The 18,775-nt window shown below is 71.7% G+C and carries 13 protein-coding genes and 1 pseudogene; 5 read left to right on the top strand and 9 right to left on the bottom strand.

All coding sequences use genetic code 11. The annotated features are described in order from the left end of the window. Positions 1–320: 320 nt before the first annotated feature. Entirely contained in the window at positions 321–1,238 is a 918-nt protein-coding gene (locus ABZ862_RS03875; RefSeq protein WP_360951727.1) for a hypothetical protein, read from the top strand. A 17-nt stretch (positions 1,239–1,255) separates the two neighbouring features. Continuing rightward, the gene (locus ABZ862_RS03870) at positions 1,256–3,046 is read left to right on the top strand and encodes an insulinase family protein (protein WP_360951724.1); all 1,791 of its coding nucleotides are present in this window, start codon (positions 1,256–1,258) and stop codon (positions 3,044–3,046) included. Between the two features lie 73 nt (positions 3,047–3,119). Here ABZ862_RS03870 and glmS read toward each other — a convergent pair whose 3' ends face one another. Further along, positions 3,120–4,967: a glutamine--fructose-6-phosphate transaminase (isomerizing) gene (glmS, locus tag ABZ862_RS03865; RefSeq protein WP_360951721.1), complete on the bottom strand. Its 1,848-nt coding sequence runs from the start codon at positions 4,965–4,967 to the stop codon at positions 3,120–3,122. 253 nt (positions 4,968–5,220) lie between these two features. On the opposite strand from glmS, the gene coaA reads away from it, so the two are divergent. Both coaA and ABZ862_RS03855 read left to right on the top strand, forming a co-directional pair. Further along, positions 5,221–6,210: a type I pantothenate kinase gene (gene coaA, locus ABZ862_RS03860; protein WP_360951718.1), complete on the top strand. Its 990-nt coding sequence runs from the start codon at positions 5,221–5,223 to the stop codon at positions 6,208–6,210. A 37-nt stretch (positions 6,211–6,247) separates the two neighbouring features. Beyond that, complete coding sequence (locus tag ABZ862_RS03855; protein WP_360951715.1) at positions 6,248–7,186, top strand: DUF389 domain-containing protein; 939 nt, start codon at positions 6,248–6,250, stop codon at positions 7,184–7,186. Positions 7,187–7,511: 325 nt separating this feature from the next. On the opposite strand, the gene glmM is transcribed toward ABZ862_RS03855, so the two are convergent. From glmM to rplM, 3 genes are all read right to left on the bottom strand, one after another. Then, positions 7,512–8,870, bottom strand: coding sequence for a phosphoglucosamine mutase (gene glmM, locus ABZ862_RS03850; protein ID WP_360951712.1), 1,359 nt, complete (start codon positions 8,868–8,870; stop codon positions 7,512–7,514). A 250-nt stretch (positions 8,871–9,120) separates the two neighbouring features. Beyond that, on the bottom strand, positions 9,121–9,633 hold the full coding sequence (rpsI, locus tag ABZ862_RS03845; protein ID WP_360951709.1) for a 30S ribosomal protein S9: 513 nt from the start codon (positions 9,631–9,633) through the stop codon (positions 9,121–9,123). Positions 9,634–9,675: 42 nt separating this feature from the next. Then, positions 9,676–10,119 carry a 50S ribosomal protein L13 gene (rplM, locus tag ABZ862_RS03840; protein ID WP_360951706.1) on the bottom strand — a complete coding sequence of 148 codons (444 nt, stop codon included), beginning with the start codon at positions 10,117–10,119 and terminating at the stop codon, positions 9,676–9,678. Positions 10,120–10,676: 557 nt separating this feature from the next. On the opposite strand from rplM, the gene ABZ862_RS03835 reads away from it, so the two are divergent. Next, a complete protein-coding gene (locus ABZ862_RS03835; RefSeq protein ID WP_360951703.1) occupies positions 10,677–11,555 on the top strand; it encodes a hypothetical protein in 879 nt (292 codons plus the stop codon). Positions 11,556–11,662: 107 nt separating this feature from the next. Here ABZ862_RS03835 and ABZ862_RS03830 read toward each other — a convergent pair whose 3' ends face one another. The 5 genes and pseudogenes from ABZ862_RS03830 to truA all read right to left on the bottom strand — a co-directional run bounded on the left by ABZ862_RS03830 (position 11,663) and on the right by truA (position 18,744). Then, positions 11,663–13,270 (bottom strand): glycosyltransferase family 39 protein, encoded by a 1,608-nt coding sequence (locus ABZ862_RS03830; protein ID WP_360951700.1) that lies wholly within the window; start codon positions 13,268–13,270, stop codon positions 11,663–11,665. Then, on the bottom strand, positions 13,267–15,108 hold the full coding sequence (locus ABZ862_RS03825; RefSeq protein ID WP_360951697.1) for a glycosyltransferase family 39 protein: 1,842 nt from the start codon (positions 15,106–15,108) through the stop codon (positions 13,267–13,269). Before ABZ862_RS03825 ends, ABZ862_RS03830 begins: the two co-directional genes overlap by 4 nt. Next, the gene (locus ABZ862_RS03820; RefSeq protein ID WP_360953042.1) at positions 15,105–16,085 is read right to left on the bottom strand and encodes a glycosyl hydrolase; all 981 of its coding nucleotides are present in this window, start codon (positions 16,083–16,085) and stop codon (positions 15,105–15,107) included. The genes ABZ862_RS03825 and ABZ862_RS03820 overlap by 4 nt, the downstream gene beginning before the upstream one ends. A 77-nt stretch (positions 16,086–16,162) precedes the next feature. After that, a pseudogene (locus ABZ862_RS03815) lies at positions 16,163–17,745 on the bottom strand (glycosyltransferase family 2 protein). Positions 17,746–17,889: 144 nt separating this feature from the next. Further along, positions 17,890–18,744 carry a tRNA pseudouridine(38-40) synthase TruA gene (gene truA, locus ABZ862_RS03810; protein WP_360951694.1) on the bottom strand — a complete coding sequence of 285 codons (855 nt, stop codon included), beginning with the start codon at positions 18,742–18,744 and terminating at the stop codon, positions 17,890–17,892. Positions 18,745–18,775 lie beyond the last annotated feature (31 nt).

Raw genomic sequence — 18,775 nt, 5'->3', positions numbered from 1 at the left:
GGGTTCGGGGGCGCAGCCCCCGGGGTCGGGACGGGAAGGGGCGGCGGGGGCGAGAAACCCGATGAGCCCCACCCCCGCCCCCGAACAACTCGGTCTCCCCCTGTCACAGCACCCTGCTAGCCTGCGGAGACAATCGATCACGCGTGCGCACGTGCGGAGCACGGAGGCGCACCGGATCGGCATCTCGCGCGCCCGCGCCCGGGCGGCAGTTCGGACAAGGCCGGCCGCCCCGTCGTCGCCGCGCATACCGACACGCCAAAGGGGGCGGACGTATCAGCAGGACATCCAGCGGTACCGGGGGCGGCGGCACGCCGGGACCGGTGACCGATCCGTTCGACGCGTTAGCGGAGCTCACCCCGCTGCGCGCCATCGCCGGCAACGGGAACTGGGCGGCGACCGAGGCGTTCTTCGCCCAGCTCGGCTCCGCGGACGAGGTGTCGTTCGCCGTCGGGGCGCTCGCCGGGATCGACGGGACCGAGGAGTACCTGGAGAAGGCCGTGCAGGACCGGCCCGGAGACCCGCTGGCGCGCACGCTGCTGGCCGAGCGGTACACCCGGGTCGGCTGGGCGATCCGCAGCGGCGCCCGCGCCAAGAACGTCTCGCGCGAGCAGTTCGAGCAGTTCCACGCCTGGCTGCGCAAGTCGGAGCAGATCCTGATCGAGGTCTGCGCGGAGCACCCCGGCTACGCGCCCGCCTGGACCGCTCGGCTGACCACCGCCCGCGGCCTGGAACTGGGGCAGTCCGAGGCGCGGCGGCGCTACGACCGGCTGGCCGCGCACCATCCCCACGATGTGCGCGCGCAACTGCAGTTGTTGCAGCAGGTGTGCCCCAAGTGGGGCGGTTCCTGGGAGGACGCGCACGGGTTCGCCGGGGAGTGCCTGAACTCCGCGCCAGCGGGTTCGTACGCCGGGATGGTGGTCGCCGAGGCCCATGTGGAGCACTGGCTCGACCTGTCCGACGTCGCCGAGAAGGAGTACCTGCGCGATGTGGCGGTCCGGAACGACCTGCGCCAGGCCGCCCGGTCGTCCGTGCTGCACCCGGACCACCGGCCGGGCTGGCGCGGGATCATGGCGCACAGCACGTTCGCGTTCGCCTTCTCGCTGGGTGGCCATCTCAAGGACGCCGCCCCGCACTTCGCCGCCCTGGGCGACAAGGGCTCCGAGTCCCCCTGGTACTACCTGCCCAAGTGGCGCACCCGGTTCGCCGAGTACCGCACGGCCGCGCTCGACACGCTCTGAGGGGGACGGGAAAACAGATGACCACGCACGACACCTCCGTCACCGCGGGCCAGAACCATGCCCCCGGTGCCATCGACGCCCTCGACAGGCTCGACGCCCTCGACGGTCTCATCGGCCACACCACCGTCCACGGCGTCCCCGTCCTGCACGCCCCCAGCCCCGGTGAGGTCACCGCCGGGCTCTTCTTCCGGGTGGGCCGCGCCGACGAGACACTCGCCACGTCCGGTGTCACGCACCTCGTCGAGCACCTCGCGCTGCACCGGCTCGGCGTCTCCGACGTGCACTTCAACGGCACGACGGCGAACACCTACACCCTGTTCCACGTCACCGGCGACGAGGCCGAGGTCGTCGGCTACCTCAACTCCGTCTGCGCCGCGCTGCGCGACCTCCCGCTGGAGCGGCTGGAGACGGAGAAGGAGATCCTCCGGACCGAGGCCGCCGGGCGGTCGAACGGGCCCAACTCCCAGATGCCGCTGTGGCGTTACGGCGCCGAGGGCTACGGTCTGGCGAGCTACGACGAACTCGGCACCTGGAGCCTGACCGCCGACCAGGTGCGGCACTGGGCCGAGACCCGCTTCACCCGGGACAACGCCGTCCTGTGGATCACCACCGACCACGTACCCGACGGCCTCGACCTCGCCCTCCCCGCCGGATTCCGCGTCCCCGCGCCCACCGCGTCCGACGCACTGCCCGAGCGGCCCGCCTACATCCGCGGCGACGACGGACACATCGTCTTCGACGCCGTGCTGCGCCGCTCCACCGCGGCGGCCGTCTTCGCCGACGTCCTGGGCCGCGCCCTGTACCGCGATCTGCGCATGGACGGCGGGTACTCCTACACCGCCGACGCCCACTACTCGCCCCGCGACGCCGACTTCGCCACTCTCACCGCCTATGCCGACGCGCTGCCCAAGAAGCAGGACGCGGTGGTCGGCGGGTTCGTCGACGCGCTGGCCCGGCTGCGCGCCGGACGCATCGAGCAGGCCGAACTGGACTCCGCGCGCGGCAAACTGCTCAAGCAGTACGACACTCCCGACCTCGGCGCCGCCCTGCTGCCGTCGTACGCGCTCGGCCTGCTCCTCGGCCACAGGATCCTCTCCCCCGAACAGCACCGGGCCGAGCTGGCGGCGGTCACGGTCGACGACCTGCGCGAGGTCGCCCGGGAGGCCTGGGACAACGGGCTGTTCCAGGTGCCCGGGCGCGGTGTCGACTGGGCCGGGTGCACGCTCGCGCCGCAGTTCTCCGCCTCCCAGGTCACCGGTACCCGGCATCCGTCCCTGGAGAAAGAGGACGTCACGCTGGTCGTCGGCGGCGAGGGCGTCAGCCTGCTGCTGCCGGGCGGCCCGGTCACCGTGCGGTACGACGACTGCGTCGCGATGACCACCCGCCCCGACGGCGCCCGCGCGCTGACCGGCCGGGACGGCTTCCGGGTGGCCGTCGAGCCGACCATGTTCCGGGACGTCGCCCCCGAGCGGATCGCCGTAGTGGACGCGGCCGTACCCCCCGAAGCCGTCGTCGCCCTCCCGGCCCGTGACCCGGAGCGCATCCCCCGGCCGCGCGAGCCCGAGGCGGGCACGAAGGCGGCCAAGACGGCCCGCGCGAAGACCGCCTCGCCCACCCCGTCCCTCGGGTTCGCCCTCATGGTGGCGGTGGACGTGGTGTTCGTCCTGGTGCTCTTCATCGTCGTGTTCGGCGCGTCCGACTCGGGCCGGCCGGAGTGGGCCCATGTCGTCCGCGGCATCCTGCCCGGCGTGCTGCTGACCTACTACACCCGCCGGGCGTACCGCCGTTCCAAGGGCCTGCCCGACTGAGCCCGGCCGGTCCGCCGGCCGGACCCGGCGCCCGGCCAGGAGGTCCGGGCAACGGTCCGGGCGGGGAGGCCGGTTACTCCACCGTCACCGACTTCGCCAGGTTGCGCGGCTGGTCGACCTCGTTGCCCCGGGCGGTCGCCAGCTCGCAGGCGAAGACCTGGAGCGGGACCGTCGCCACCAGGGGCTGGAGGAGGGTCGGGGTCGCCGGGATGCTGATCAGGTGGTCGGCGTACGGGGCCACCGACTCGTCGCCCTCCTCCGCGATGACGATCGTACGGGCGCCCCGGGCGCGGATCTCCTGGATGTTGGAGACGATCTTGTCGTGGATGACCGACCGGCCGCGCGGGGACGGGACGACCACGACCACCGGCAGGTCCTCCTCGATCAGCGCGATCGGGCCGTGCTTCAGCTCGCCCGCCGCGAAGCCCTCCGCGTGCATGTACGCCAGCTCCTTGAGCTTCAGCGCACCCTCCAGGGCCACCGGGTAGCCCACGTGCCGGCCCAGGAACAGCACCGTGTCCTTGCCGGCCAGTGACCGCGCCAGCGCGCGGACCGGTTCCATCGTCTCCAGGACCCGGTCCACCTCGCACGAGATGCGCGACAGGTCCCGGACGACCGCCTGGATCTCGTCGCCCCACTTGGTGCCCCGCACCTGGCCCAGGTACAGGGCCACCAGGTAGCACGCCACCAGTTGGGTGAGGAACGCCTTCGTCGAGGCGACCGCGACCTCCGGGCCCGCGTGGGTGTAGAGCACCGCGTCCGACTCGCGCGGGATCGTCGAGCCGTTGGTGTTGCAGATGGCCAGCACCTTCGAGCCCTGCTCCCGGGCGTGCCTGAGCGCCATCAGGGTGTCCATCGTCTCGCCGGACTGGGAGACGGCGATCACCAGGGACCGCGGGTCCAGGATCGGGTCCCGGTAGCGGAACTCGCTCGCCAGCTCCACCTCGCACGGGATGCGCGTCCAGTGCTCGATGGCGTACTTCGCGATGAGGCCCGCGTGGAAGGCCGTACCGCAGGCGACGATGACGACCTTGTCGACCTCGCGCAGTTCGGCCGGCGCGATGCGGACCTCGTCCAGGGTCAGCGAGCCCGACGCGTCGATCCGGCCGAGGAGGGTGTCGGCGACCGCCTTCGGCTGCTCGGCGATCTCCTTCAGCATGAAGTAGTCGTAACCGCCCTTCTCCGCCGCCGACGCGTCCCAGTCGATGTGGTAGGAGCGGACCTCCGCCGGGGTGCCGTCGAAACCGGTCACCGTGACGCCGTCCCGGCGCAGCTCCACCACCTGGTCCTGGCCCAGTTCGATCGCCGAGCGCGTGTGGGCGATGAACGCGGCGACGTCGGAGGCGAGGAACGCCTCGCCCTCTCCGACACCCACCACGAGCGGGGAGTTCCGCCGCGCCCCCACGACCACGTCGGGCTCGTCCGCGTGCACCGCGACCAGCGTGAACGCCCCTTCGAGGCGGCGGCACACCTGCCGCATCGACTCCGCCAGGTCGGCGCAGGCGGAGTACGCCTCCGCGAGCAGGTGCGCGACCACCTCGGTGTCCGTCTCGGAGGCCAGGTCGTGGCCGCGCTCGGCCAGTTCGGCGCGCAGCAGGGCGAAGTTCTCGATGATGCCGTTGTGCACGACCGACACCCGGCCCGCGTTGTCCAGGTGCGGGTGCGCGTTGGCGTCGGTGGGGCCGCCGTGCGTGGCCCACCGGGTGTGCCCGATGCCTGTCGTGCCCGTGGGCAGCGGGCGCTCGACGAGTTCCTTCTCCAGATTGACCAGCTTCCCGGCCTTCTTCGCCGCCGCGAGCCCGCCGTCCGCGAGGACGGCGACCCCCGCCGAGTCGTAGCCCCGGTACTCCAGCCGCTTCAGCCCGGCCATGACGACCTCGAGCGCCGACTGAGACCCCACGTATCCCACGATTCCACACATGGGCGGCAGCCTACGGGCGCCAGGTCCCCGCAAACCCGCCCCGCGTGCCCGAAATCGGAAATCATGGGGCCCTGTCGGCCCTTGCGCGCAGCGAACGCGACCCTCGGCGCGCCGCGCGCCTCCCGTCGCCACCCCGCACACCGCCCGCGCGCCCTCCCCCCGCGGATGCGCCGCGCATGCGCCCCGCTTGGGCGTCGGCCGGGCGTGACCCACCCCACCTCCTGGTCCGTTCAAACTCCGTTAACAATGGAATGTGATTTCTCCGGTCTCCTCGATGCCCCGGAGCGCCCACCGGCAGCGGCCGGAGGCGACTCCCTACGTCGATCTCACCCGCGCCGAGTGGAGCGCGCTGCGCGACAAGACGCCGCTCCCGCTGAGCGCGGCGGAGGTGGAGAAGCTGCGCGGTCTCGGCGATGTCATCGACCTCGACGAGGTGCGGGACATCTACCTCCCGCTGTCCCGCCTGCTCAATCTCTACGTCGGCGCCACGGACGGGCTGCGCGGGGCCCTCAACACCTTCCTCGGCGAGAAGGGGTCCCAGTCCGGCACCCCGTTCGTGATCGGCGTCGCCGGCTCCGTCGCCGTCGGCAAGTCGACCGTGGCCCGCCTGCTTCAGGCGCTGCTGTCGCGCTGGCCCGAGCATCCGCGCGTGGAACTGGTGACGACGGACGGCTTCCTGCTGCCCACCCGGGACCTGGAGGCGCGGGGGCTGATGTCCCGCAAGGGCTTCCCCGAGTCGTACGACCGCCGGGCCCTCACCCGGTTCGTCGCCGACATCAAGGCCGGCAAGGACGAGGTGTCCGCGCCCGTCTACTCCCACCTCATCTACGACATCGTCCCCGGCGACCGGCTCGTCGTGCGCCGCCCCGACATACTCATCGTCGAGGGGCTCAACGTGCTGCAACCCGCCCTGCCCGGCACCGACGGCCGCACCCGGGTCGGTCTCGCCGACTACTTCGACTTCAGCGTCTACGTCGACGCGAGCGCCGAGGACATCGAGCACTGGTACCTCAGCCGCTTCAGGAAGCTGCGCCGGACCGCCTTCCAGGACCCGTCGTCGTACTTCCGCAAGTACACGCAGGTCTCGGAGGAGGACGCGCTCGACTACGCCCGCGGGCTGTGGCGCACCATCAACAAGCCCAACCTCGTCGAGAACATCGCGCCCACGCGCGGGCGCGCCACGCTCGTCGTGCGCAAGGGCCCCGACCACAAGGTGCAGCGCCTGCGGCTGCGCAAGCTCTGACCGAGGGGCGTTTTGGGCGGCCGTCTACGCTTCCGCCATGCTGCATCTGCGTCTGATCACACCGTCCGACCGGACCGACGACGTGGTGCGTCTGATCGGGGAATCGGTCGGCACCGCCCACCTCGCGGTCTTCCCGGGCGCCGCCCGCAACCCGGCCGGGGACGTCGTGATGTGCGACGTGGCCCGCGAGGCGGGCGACGAGCTGCTCACCGGGCTCCAGGAACTGGGCCTCGACGAGAGCGGCTCCATCGCCATGGAGTCCATCGACCTGTCGCTGTCCCGGCGGGCCGACCGGGCGGAGGAGGAGGCGCCGGGCGAGGGCGCGGACGCGGTGCTGTGGGAGCACCTGACGGACGAGACGCACGAGGAGTCGACCCTGTCGGTCACCTACCTCGCGTTCATCACCCTGGCCACCATGATCGCGGCGTGCGGTGTGGTGCTCGACAACGCGGTCCTGATCGTGGGCGCGATGGCCGTCGGGCCCGAGTTCGGGCCGCTGGCCGGACTGAGTACGGCGCTGGTGCAGCGCAAGCCGCGGCTGGCGGGGCGCTCGGCCGCCGCGCTGCTCGTGGGCTTCGCGGCGGCGATGGCCGTGACGGTGGGCTTCAGCCTGTTCATGGACGCGGCCGGCCTGTTCAGCGAGGCGAAGCTGGAGGGGGCGCGGCCCAACACGAGCTTCGTCTACGCGCCCGACGCGTTCTCCTTCGTGGTGGCGGTCCTCGCGGGCATCGCCGGGACGCTGTCGCTGACGTCCGCGAAGTCGGGCGCGCTGGTCGGCGTCGCCATCTCCGTGACGACGGTCCCGGCCGCCGCCAACGCGGCCGTCGCCCTCGCCTACGGCGACACCGGCCAGACGTGGGGATCGACGGCGCAGCTGCTGCTGAACCTGCTGGGCATCGTGCTGGCGGGCACGCTCACCCTGCTCGCCCAGAAGTGGTTCTGGGGCAGGCAGCGCGAGCACGCCCGACGGGTCTGAGAGCGGTCGGGGGCTTCGGGCGGGCCCGCGAGCCGTCGGGTGCCCTGGGCGGACCTGCCGACCGTCGGGTGCCCCGGGCAGGCCCGCGAGCCGTCGGGGACCCCGGGCGGGCCCGCGAGCCGTTGGGCACGTTGGGCGGCCTGAAGCCGTCGGGTGCCCCGGCGGGCCGAAGAGTCCTTGTGAGGACGCGTGAAGGGGCCGAGAGCCCGTGAGGCCCCCCGCGGGGATCTGAGAGCCCGGGGTCCTGCCCTCAGGGCCTCACGGGCGGGAGAGCCCGAAGGCCCCTGAGGGGCCCGCGGGTCAGCCCGGGGCAGGGGCCCGTCGGTCAGCCCAGGGCTGATTTCACCGCGTCGGCCAGGCGGCCGGCCACCGAGCGGGCCTGGTCGATGTCCTCCGCCTCGACCATCACCCGTACCAGCGGCTCGGTCCCCGACGGGCGCAGCAGCACCCGCCCGGTGGAGCCCAGCTCCCGCTCCGCCTCGGTCACCGCGACCGCCAGTTCCGGCGACGTGGCCACCCGCGACCTGTCGACGTCCGGCACGTTGATCAGGACCTGCGGCAGCCGTTCCATCACCGAGGCGAGGTCCTTGAGGCTGCGGCCGGTCTGCACGACCCGCGCCGCCAGCATCAGACCGGTCAGCGTGCCGTCGCCGGTGGTGGCGTGGTCGAGGATGATGACGTGCCCGGACTGCTCGCCGCCCAGGGCGTAGCCGTGCTCCTTCATCTCCTCCAGGACGTAGCGGTCGCCCACGCCGGTCTCCACCATCCGGATGCCCTCGCGCTGCATGGCCAGCTTGAAGCCGAGGTTCGACATCACGGTCGCGACGACGGTGTCGGAGCGCAGTGCGGAACGCTCCCGCATCGCCAGCGCGAGCACGGCCAGGATCTGGTCGCCGTCCACCTCCTCGCCGGTGTGGTCCACGGCCAGGCAGCGGTCGGCGTCGCCGTCGTGCGCGATGCCGAAGTCGGCGCCGTGCTCCACGACGGCGGCCTTCAGCTTGTCGAGGTGGGTGGAGCCGCAGCCGTCGTTGATGTTGAGGCCGTCCGGCTCGGCACCGATGGTGACGACCTCGGCCCCGGCCCGGGAGAACGCCTCGGGCGAGACCCGGGCGGCCGCGCCGTGCGCCTCGTCCAGGACGATGCGCAGGCCGTCGAGGCGGTTGGGCAGGACGGCGACGAGGTGGGCGACGTACTGGTCGAAGCCCTCGTCGTACGACCGTACGCGGCCGACGCCCGCCCCCGTGGGGCGGTCCCAGGGGGCGCCGGTGCGGTGCTCGTCGTAGACGGCCTCGATCCGGTCCTCCAGGTCGTCGGCCAGTTTGTGGCCGCCGCGGGCGAAGAACTTGATGCCGTTGTCGGGCATGGCGTTGTGGCTGGCGGACAGCATCACGCCGAGGTCGGCGCCGAGCACGCCGGTCAGATACGCCACCGCGGGCGTCGGCAGCACGCCGACGCGCAGCACGTCCACGCCCGCACTCGCGAGACCCGCCACCACGGCGGCTTCCAGGAACTCCCCGGACGCGCGCGGGTCCCGTCCGACCACCGCCGTCGGGCGGTGGCCCTCGAAGGTGCCCGCCTCGGCCAGTACGTGGGCCGCCGCGACGGAGAGGCCGAGCGCCAGCTCGGCCGTCAGGTCCGCGTTGGCGACGCCGCGCACGCCGTCCGTGCCGAAGAGTCGTCCCACTTGTCCTCCTGAGGAAGCATCAGTCAGTTCGATATCTCGATGATCCGACAAGGCGATGGCCCGACGACTCGAGGGTGTCGAGGCCGGGCCATGCGGCTCCGCATCACAGGCATTCCATACCTGAACATCTGATCACACTTGTCTTTGAGCATCTTGTGCCATTAGACCCAAGTTCGCGTGATAAAAGAACGCCCCGGCGGCACAGAGGCGTGCCGCCGGGGCGTTCCGAGTACCTGCAGTCGCCGCGTGATTAACGCTTGCTGTACTGCGGGGCCTTGCGGGCCTTCTTCAGACCGGCCTTCTTCCGCTCGACCGCACGGTCGTCGCGGCGCAGGAAGCCGGCCTTCTTGAGCGCGCCGCGGTTGTTGTCGACGTCCGCCTCGTTCAGCGCACGGGCGACACCGAGGCGGAGCGCACCGGCCTGACCGGAGACACCGCCACCCGCGATACGGGCGATGACGTCGTAACGGCCCTCGAGCTCGAGCACCTTGAAGGGCTCGTTCACTTCCTGCTGGTGCACCTTGTTCGGGAAGTAGTCCTCGAGGGTGCGACCGTTGATCTTCCACTTGCCGGAGCCCGGAACGATCCGGACGCGGGCGATGGCGTTCTTGCGGCGGCCCAGGCCGGCGGCCGGCTGGGGCTCGCCGAAGCGGGAGGCCAGGGACTCCGAGGTGTACTCACCCTCGACGGGGACCTCGGACTCGGTGGTGTAGCTGTCGATGTCAAGCTCTTCGAGCGGCTGCTCGGCAGTGGTCTCGGCCACGATGCTCCTCAGATTCTTTTCGGTCTTAGGGGGTGGCCGGACTTACTGCGCGACCTGGGTGATCTCGAACGGCACCGGCTGCTGGGCCGTGTGCGGGTGCTGGTCACCCTTGTAGACCTTCAGCTTGGAGAGCATCTGGCGGCCGAGAGTGTTCTTGGGGAGCATGCCCTTGACGGCCTTCTCGATGGCCTTCTCCGGGTTCTTGTCCAGCAGCTCGTCGTAGCGGACGGAGCGCAGACCACCCGGGTAGCCGGAGTGACGGTAGGCCATCTTCTGGGTCCGCTTGTTGCCGGACAGGTGCACCTTGTCGGCGTTGATGATGATGACGAAGTCACCGGTGTCGACGTGAGGGGCGTAGATCGGCTTGTGCTTGCCCCGGAGGAGGGCAGCCGTAGTGCTGGCGAGACGACCCAGGACGACGTCCTGAGCGTCGATGACGTGCCACTGGCGCGTCACATCGCCGGGCTTGGGGCTGTACGTACGCACGGTTCGTAGCCTTCGCTTCGAGTGAATGGTCCTGAACAGGTCACCGAAACGATCACGACAGCCCAGACTGCACGGCGGCGACGCATACCGCATTCGTGGAGTCGCTGGTCATCGGCCCGGTGGACCGGTGTAAGGGCCCGTCCCGTGAGAATGAGCAAGCCAATACACAACGAACAAGCAGAATACCGATCCCGGCGTGGCGGGTCAAAACGGGGGCGCCGTGTCACTCCGCGGGCTCGACCCCGGGGACCGGAAGGGCGCCGCCCCTCTCGGTGCCGTCCCAAGGGGCTCCACCCCCTGGACCCCCGGGCCTGCACCCACCCACCACCCGACTCGGCAGACCAAAAGGGCACCCCTCCAGCCCACCGGGTCGGGCGGGCGGGAGAACGAGGGGGCGAAGCCGCCGGACACCCACTCGGGGCCCGGGGTCACGGCAAGCCGGGCGCAGCCCGCAGGGGCGAGTTGCGACGGACTGCACCGAAAAATCCGTAATCACCGCTCCCCGTCGCACACTTGACCGCATCGACGATGTCGACGACCCGTCTAAGATGCGCCCCATGAATCAAGGGCAGGGGGGCTCCCAGTCCCAGTGGGATCCCTGGAAACCGAATTCCCAGCAGCCCTGGAGCGACGGCGGGGACGGCCAGACTCCGGACTGGGCCGCGCTCGCGGAAGCGTCGGAGACGCGCAACAAGCGCAAGAAGCTGCTGTTCATCGGGGGTGGCATCGTCGCCACTCTCGGGGTCACCGCGGCCGTGGCCATGGCCGTGGTATCGGCGAACGGCGACAGCGACGCGTCGGGCGGCTCGACGAACCTGCCCGCCAGTGCCGCCCTGCCGAGCGGCTCCGCGACGGGGCCGTCCTTCGCACCGACCACCGCGCCGCCCCCGCTGGATCCGAAGGACTTCATATCCAGTGTGAAGAAGGACACGGCGGCGCTCAGCGCGGAGACCCTGTTCCCGGGCACGCAGCTGACCATGGGCGAGACCGTCTACAAGAAGGGCGCCACGGCCGACACGAAGAACTGTGCCTCGGTCGCCTCGGGCACCCTTCCCAAGGTCCTCACCGCCAACGGCTGCACGCGTCTGATGCGCGTCACCTATTTCAAGGACGGCGTCGCGGTCACGGTCGGCGTCGCCCTCTTCGACACGGAGGCCGCGGCCGGCAAGGCGAAGACGCAGGCCGACAAGAAGAGCATCGTCAAGGCGCTGGCCGGCAAGGGCGTCAAGGACTTCTGCAACTCCGCGGTCTGCCGCTCGACGACCAACTCCTACGGCCGCTACGCCTACTTCACCCTGGCGGGCTTCACCAACGGCAAGGACGTCACCGCCAAGGACAGCAAGGTCTTCTCGACCGGCGACGACCTGGCCGAGTTCACCTTCCGCCAGATCCACCGCCGCGGCGAGGCCCAGGCCTCGGCAGCCGCGAGTTCCTGACCCGGACGGTTCCCCCTCCGCCTTCGGATCCGGCGTCCCGGCACCCGTCCCGGGGCGCCGGGACGCGACCGTTCACGGACCCGGGCACGGAGCCACCGGCCGTACCGTCACACATGCACCTTGCGCCGTGCCGCCTCGTCGTCGCCCTTGGTGCCGGAGGTGTCGCGGACGCGGTCCAGCAGGACCAGCCGCAGGCCGGTCAGGCGGGTGATCCGGGTCACGTGGAACGAGCGGTCGAGGATCCGGGCCGTCGCCTCGGGCATCCCGTCCTCCGGTGCGGCGCCGCCCCGCACGGTCGACACCAGCCACAGCCGGTCCGTCTTCGCCAGGCACGACGCGGGCTGCGGGCATTCGCGGGCCTCGAACGCGCCCCGCCGCTGCGGTGTGCGGTACATGAGGACGTCGCGGGGGCGGGACGGGTCGTCGCGCAGCTCGTAGGCCATGGCCCGCCGTTCCGGCCCCGCACCGCTGAACGCGATGCCGTCGCCCTTGCGCTGCCCGGTCTCGACGAGACGTGCGGCTGCCCGGTAGTCGGGCTCTCCCGGTACGTTCCGGCCGGTCTGGCGGAGGGCCGGCAGAGCCTGCCAGGCCAGGCCCGCCAGCGCCGCCGCGGCGAGGACTCCGCCCAGGACCCGCAGGACCGGGCCGCCCGCCCCGGCGCGGGCCCCGGCGACCGGCCAGGCGAGCCTGCTCAGCGCGACCGCCGCGAGCAGCGCCCACGCGGGCGTCGTGAACAGCAGATGCGCGGGGCTGAAGAGGCCCGCCGCGAGGGCCACGGGCAGCGGCAGCGCGATCCACACGGCGAGCGGCAACGCCCGGCGCCCCGCGCAGCACAGCCCGAGGACGGCAAGGACCAGTACCGGCACGGCCACCGCCCACGAGCCGAAGAGGTCCCCGGGGAACGCCGCCAGGTCCGCCGCCACGCCGGTCCCGGTGGAGGCGCCGTTCTGCACCACCGCCTGCACGGCCGCCGGGACCACGAAGCACAGACCGAGCGTGCCGGCCGCCGTGAACGCCCATCCGGCGATCCGGTCGCCCGAGCGCCGGGCCAGGAGCACCGCCGTCAGATGCGCGGCGAGCACGGTGACCGCCACGAGGTCGCTCCAGCCGATCAGCGGCACCGAGAGCGTGTACCCCACCCACACCTTGAAGCCGGGCCGCTGAAGGGCTCTGACCAGGAGCAGCGTGGACAGCAGCACGGCGGCCACGGCGAAGGCGTACGGGCCGCTCTCCTGCCCGTAGCGGGTCACCGTGGGCAGGAGAGCGAGGGCGAGGCCCGCGACAAGTCCGGTGCGCGCCGTGAAGATCCGCCGACCGAGCAGGGCGAGCAGCCCGGCCGAGGCGCCCATGGCCAGTGCGGCGGGCAGCCGCAGGGCGGTCGGCGAGTCGCCGGCGACCGCGATCCAGGCGTGCATCAGGACGTAGTACGGCGTGAACGCCACGTCGGTGTGGCGGATCAGCAGGCTCAGGTCGTGGAAGGAGAGCGTCGCCGCCCACCAGGTGGCGTGCTCGTCGCGCCACGGCTGCCGTGTGCCGATGCCGTGCAGCGCGGCGGCCAGCGCGACCGCCGCGGGCAGCAGGAACAGCGGCAGGGCGGCGAGGCGTCCGCCGGTTCCGGTCCTCGTACGCTGCCGTGCCGCGCGGCGGGCCCGGCGGCCGCCCGGCGCCGTGTCGCGGGCGCCGGGTGCGGAGGGGGCCGCGGTCGTCTCGCTCATCGCCTCACCCAGACCCGGTAGGTGCCGTCGCCGATGCTCGCCGTGTACGGCAGTACGGCGGTGAGGCGGTAGCGGGCGTTGTCCTTGAGCCCTTCCTCGACGGCCCGGTAGGTGTCGGGGACGACGCCGTCCCGCATGACGATGACGTCGAAGCGTGCGTCGCGCACCGCCTGCCGGAAGGCGTCGGGGCCCGCGTACCGTCTGCCGTCCTCGGCCGTGTAGTCCATGTAGTAGGCGTTCTGCCACTGCCGCCAGCCGGTGACGTCACGCAGGTAGTAGGCGGGCACCTCCTGCTCGGTGGCCAGGTAGGTGCCCTTGCGGTCGACGACCGTGCGCAGGTAGGCGGTCAGCCGGGAGGAGTCGGGGAAGAAGCTGTGGATCTGCCGCGCCTGCACCATGCCGAAGACCAGGGCGAGGACGTAGAGCATGATCCCCAGCTGCGGGTGCCGGAAGTGCGGACCGACCAGCCGGGCCGTGCCCAGGCCCGCCATCGGCGCGGCGAACAGCAGGCCGAAGCCGACATGCTTGAACAGCGAGACCTCGGTCTGCAGATGGGCCTGGTAGGCGGGCGCCAGCAGCGCGGTCCCGGTGAGCAGCAGTCCGAGCGCGGTGCGCCGCCAGCGGCCCGGGGTCGACCCGGCGATCCACGGCATCTCGCCCATCCGCCCGCGCAGCGCGTACGCCACCGAGCCGCCGAGCGCGGTGACGAAGAGGAGACCGCCCCACTGGGCGCTGTCGTGGAACAGCGTCAGGGCGGAGTCGGTGCCGTGCGCCCGGCCGGTGGTCGTGGAGCTGATCCCGCCGAGCGGCCCGGACAGCCGGTAGCCGACGCCGAGCAGGGCGGCGGTGCCGGTGCCCAGGACCAGGCCGCGCAGCAGCGCCCGGGGGCCGCGGTGGCGGTGGGCGGTGACCACGGCGAGGACGACCAGGGTGGGCAGGTACAGCCCTGAGGCGTACTTCACGCCGACGGCCAGCGCGGCGGGCGGTGCGGCCAGCAGGACGGCGAGGGCGTTCATGCGGTCGGTGCGCACCACGGCGTACATCGCCAGCGCCAGCAGGAAGACGGCGGGCGCGTCGTAGGTGGCGAAGTAGCCGAGCACCGTCGTCGGCTCGGTGACGGAGAACAGCGCGGCGGCACCGAGGGCGGCCCGCAGGTTGAACAGCCGCCGTGTCGTGGCGTAGAGCAGTCCGGTGGTGCCCAGCATGAACAGCAGGCCGACCGCGCGGACCCCGTCCAGGCCGAACCGGGAGTCCACCACGGCCGCGAGCACCGGGTACAGCTTGGGGTGGCCCGAGAAGTAGCCGGCGAAGTCCGCGGGCAACGGGGTGCCGTGCAGCAGGTTGGCCAGTTCGTAGTGGCCGGAGGCGACATAGAGGGCCTCGTCCTGGAAGGCGGTGCCGCCCAGCCGGAGGGAGAGCCCGGCCTGCACCAGGAGCAGGAACAGCAGCACACCGCGCCCGAGCAGTCTGCCCCGCCGGGTGTCCAGGGCCCAGGAGGACTCGGGGACGGCGGGCAGCGTGTAGCCGGGACCGGGCTCCGGCCCGGGGTCGACGGGGGCCGGGTCGACGAGAGCGGGGTCGACGGGGACGGGCTGCGGGAGGGGCCGCTGGGGTGGCTCCGCGTACGGGTCGTAGGCGTACGTCTCGTAGTACGGGGCGTCCGGCTGTGCGGGAGAGGCGTCCGGCCCGCCGTAGGACTCCGCGTAGGACTGCTGCGGCCACGGGTGCATCTGGTGCTCGTACATCTGCTGGTACGCCTCGCGGTCGTACGGCTCGGCGTCGTACGGCTCGGGCGGGGGCGGGGCGTCCGCCCGGGGGCGGGGAGGCGGGCTGCTCATGGCTTGGTCACATCGAATCCGAAGCGAGGGCCGGCGGCGTTCCGCCGAAACGTTTCTGCGGAGGCCGGGCCGCTGTTGACGCGCCAGTCGGCCTCCTTGTCGAAGTCGAACCACACGAAACCGAGCACGTCGTCGTGCGCGGCCACGCCCCGGAAGAGGTCGGTGATGTCGGCGGGCTTGCGCGGCCCGGCCTCGGCGGCCGTCTCCGCGATGATCAGCGGCCGCCGCGTGAAGGCACGCACCTCGTCGAAGGTCGGTCCGTACAGCGCGTCGAAGCGGGCGGGGCCGTGCTGGGCGTAGTAGCCGACGACCCCGACCCAGTCGACGTAGTCGTCACCGGGCCAGTACGCCTTCAGCCGCACGTCCGGCATCGGGTTGACGACGTTCGGGCTCCACACCCAGATCACCTGGGTCGCGCCCTCCTGCTCGAAGACGTCGTGGACGTGCCGGTACGCGGCGACGAACTGCGCGGCGGTGCTCTTGCGCGTGCCCCACGGGTACCAGAAGCCGTTCATCTCGTGCGCGAAGCTGATCGCGACGGGCAGGTTGAGCTCCTTGACCGAGCGGGCGTACCCGCGCAGGTACGTGTCGTCCTTGCCCGACGCGATCGTCTTCAGGCTCCTGTCGAAGGGCTCCCAGGCGATGTACGCCAGCGCCCCGTACTTCCAGGCGTTGCGCACGGACGGTGCCTCGTAGCGGTCGCCCCACGCGGAGTAGAACTCGATCAGGTCGGGCTTCTTGCCCGCGGTCCTCGCGAACGCCTCGACCCCGGTCATCGCGGCGGGGGCGCCGTTCGCGGCCAGCCCCAGGAACTTCTTCCCGCCGGAGGGTCTCAGCAGCGGCCGTACGTCGTACGGGGGCTCCGTCGCGGCAGGCTCGGCGGCGGCCAGGCTGGGGCCCGCCACCGCCCCCCGGGCGTGGGCGTACTCGGCCCTGCCCTTGCCGGAGAACGTGGCGCAGCCCGCCAGGAGCAGCATGGCGAGGAGAGCGGCCCCCACCAGCCGGACACGCCGCGCCGTACGGACCTGCCGCACCGCCGTACGGACCTGCCGCGTCATACGGTGCGCTCCCTGGGCCGGACGAGGACGCGGCCGACGACCAGCGCGTAGAAGAGGCCCGCGGACAGCATCAGCGCGAAGTCCGGCGGATAGAGGGTCAGCATCCGCCAGGCGGCCACGCCCACCCACAGCACGGCGGTGCCGCCGGTCCACACGGTCATGCCGGTCCAGTAACGGCGCATCCCGTTCTTCTTGGCGCCCTGCGAACCGGTGGGCTTCCAGCCCATCGGGCGGCCGCGCAGCAGGTCCCACACCGCGAAGACGTGCGACCAGCCGTACATCACCCGCACCGCCCACGCCTCCAGCCGGTACGGCGCCCGGTGCCACAGCGGCAGCAGCAGGGTCACGTAGGCCACGCTCGGCAGCACCCACGCCGAGGCCTCGGCACGCAGCAGATCGGGACGCAGCAGCATCAGGGCGAGCGGGACGAGCGGGGTGACGAAGGTCGCGAGGGCCGTCTGCACGTAGTACAGGAAGCCCGAGAGGTAGCAGAGCCGGGTCTGGAAGGGGAGGTCCAGTTCCCAGAAGCGCCTGCCGGTGATCAGCTCCAGCGAGCCCATGCACCAGCGGTACTGCTGGTTGTGGAAGGCGCCCGCGGTGTCCGGGCACACCCCCGCCGACAGGGCGACGGGGACGTAGCGCAGCCGCCAGCCGAGCGCCCGCAGGTCGAAGCCGGTGTAATGTCCTCGGAGTGTTCGATCAGCGTGATGCCGCCGATCCGGGCGAGGGCGGAGCGCCGGTAGACCGCGCAGGAACCGACGCAGATGGAGCCGTCCTTGTCCTCCCGGGAGGTCTGCACCGAGCGGTAGAACTGCTCCTGCACCGCACCCGCGCCGCGCTCGATCCAGTTCTGCCGGTCGGTGATCCGGAAGAACTGCGGGGACTGCACGATCCCGGTGCGCTCGTCGGCGTCCATGTACGGCAGCAGTTCGTCGAGCAGGTCGGGGCGCGGCGCGAAGTCGGCGTCCAGGATGAGGATGTGGTCGCCACCGGTGATCCCGAAGGCGTGATGCAGATTGCCCGCCTTCTTGAACCAGCCCCGGTCGGGCCGCACCACGTACGCGAAACCGAAGTCGTGCGCCATGGCGCCGACCTCCGTGTCCGCCGCGTCGTCGAGCACGTACACCCGCGTGACGCCCCGGTAGGTATCGGCGAGCCGGTTCACATGCACCCAGGTGTTGTGCAGGACCTCCAGCGGCTCACCGCACACCGGCAGGAAGACGTCGACGCTCGGATACACGCCGGGCCGCCAGTCGCGCACCAGGGTCTTGTGCGTCTTGAGGTCGAAGTCCTTGCTGCGCGCGTCGAGGTAGAGGGAGACCAGGTAGTCGGCGACGACGAACGCGAGCAGCGGGGTCAGCAGCCAGAACCAGGGGCTCGACGCCGTGAAGTAGAGCTGACTCACCGAGAGACAGGCGAAACTGACCAGCGAACCGAGAGTCAGCATCCACAGATGACGGCGCGTGTACGAGTACTTCTCGCCGTCGTCCGGCGGCTGCGGCAGCAGCCCAGGACTCTCGGCGATCCGTCCGCGCCTGCGGCGATGCGGTGCGGAATCCGCCTCCACGGCACTGCTCATGTCGAACTCCCGGGACAGTGGGGCGTGTTGCCCCCACAAGAGCCCGGACGGCACTTATGTGAACCTTTGACCAGGCCGTGAAAGCATAACCGGCTTACGACAAGATCATCCGATCGGGTGCATTACTGGAGAGTTGTCCCGCTCTCAGCAGCACCCCGCGCCCGGCAGCGTCCGCTTGTTGCGCGCCTCCCTGCTGCGCGCCGCCAGCAGTTCGTCGGCCGGGTAGCCGACCTCCTCCAGCGTCAGCCCGTGCGGCCGTACGACGTGCACCGCCGAGTCGCGCACTCCGGCGGCGAGCACCTTGCCCGGCCAGTCGGGGCCGCGGTGGCCGTCCCCGACGAACAGCAGGGCGCCGATCAGCGAACGCACCATGTTGTGGCAGAACGCGTCCGCGCGCACCGTGGCCGTGACGATCCCGTCCGCGTCCCTGACCAGGCTCAGCTCCTGAAGGGTGCGGATGGTCGTGGCGCCCTCCCGCTTCTTGCAGTACGCGGCGAAGTCGTGCTCGCCCAGCAGCGCGCCGGCGGCCTCGTTCATGGCGGCCACGTCGAGCGGCCAGTCGTGCCAGAGGACGTGGCCGCGCAGCAGCGGGTCCACTCCCCCGGGGTTGTCGGTGACGCGGTAGGCGTAGCGCCGCCAGACCGCGGAGAAGCGGGCGTCGAAGCCCTGCGGGGCCGGCCGGAGGGCCCAGACCCGTACGTCCTTCGGCAGCCGGCCGGCGAGCCGCTTCAGCAACTTCTCGTGGTGCTCCCGCCACACCGTCCCGGGCAGATCCACGTGCGCCACCTGGCCGCGGGCGTGCACTCCGGCGTCGGTGCGCCCGGCGACGGTCAGCTCGTACGTCTCCCGGGACCGGGTCACGGTGCGCAGGGCGTCCTCGATCTCCCCCTGCACGGTGCGCTTCCCGCCGGCCTGCTTGGCCCAGCCGTGAAAGGCGGTGCCGTCGTAGGACAGGTCGAGGCGGACACGTACGAACCCGGGCTGTGCTTCGTCACTCACCAGAAGATCCTCTCAGCAACACGAAAGCGGG

Origin of the sequence: Streptomyces sp. NPDC047000 (assembly GCF_040644295.1) — a bacterium.
Taxonomy (GTDB): Bacteria; Actinomycetota; Actinomycetes; order Streptomycetales; family Streptomycetaceae; genus Streptomyces.
Note: the sequence above shows the minus strand (reverse complement) of the source record. Positions and strands in the feature narration are given on the sequence as shown.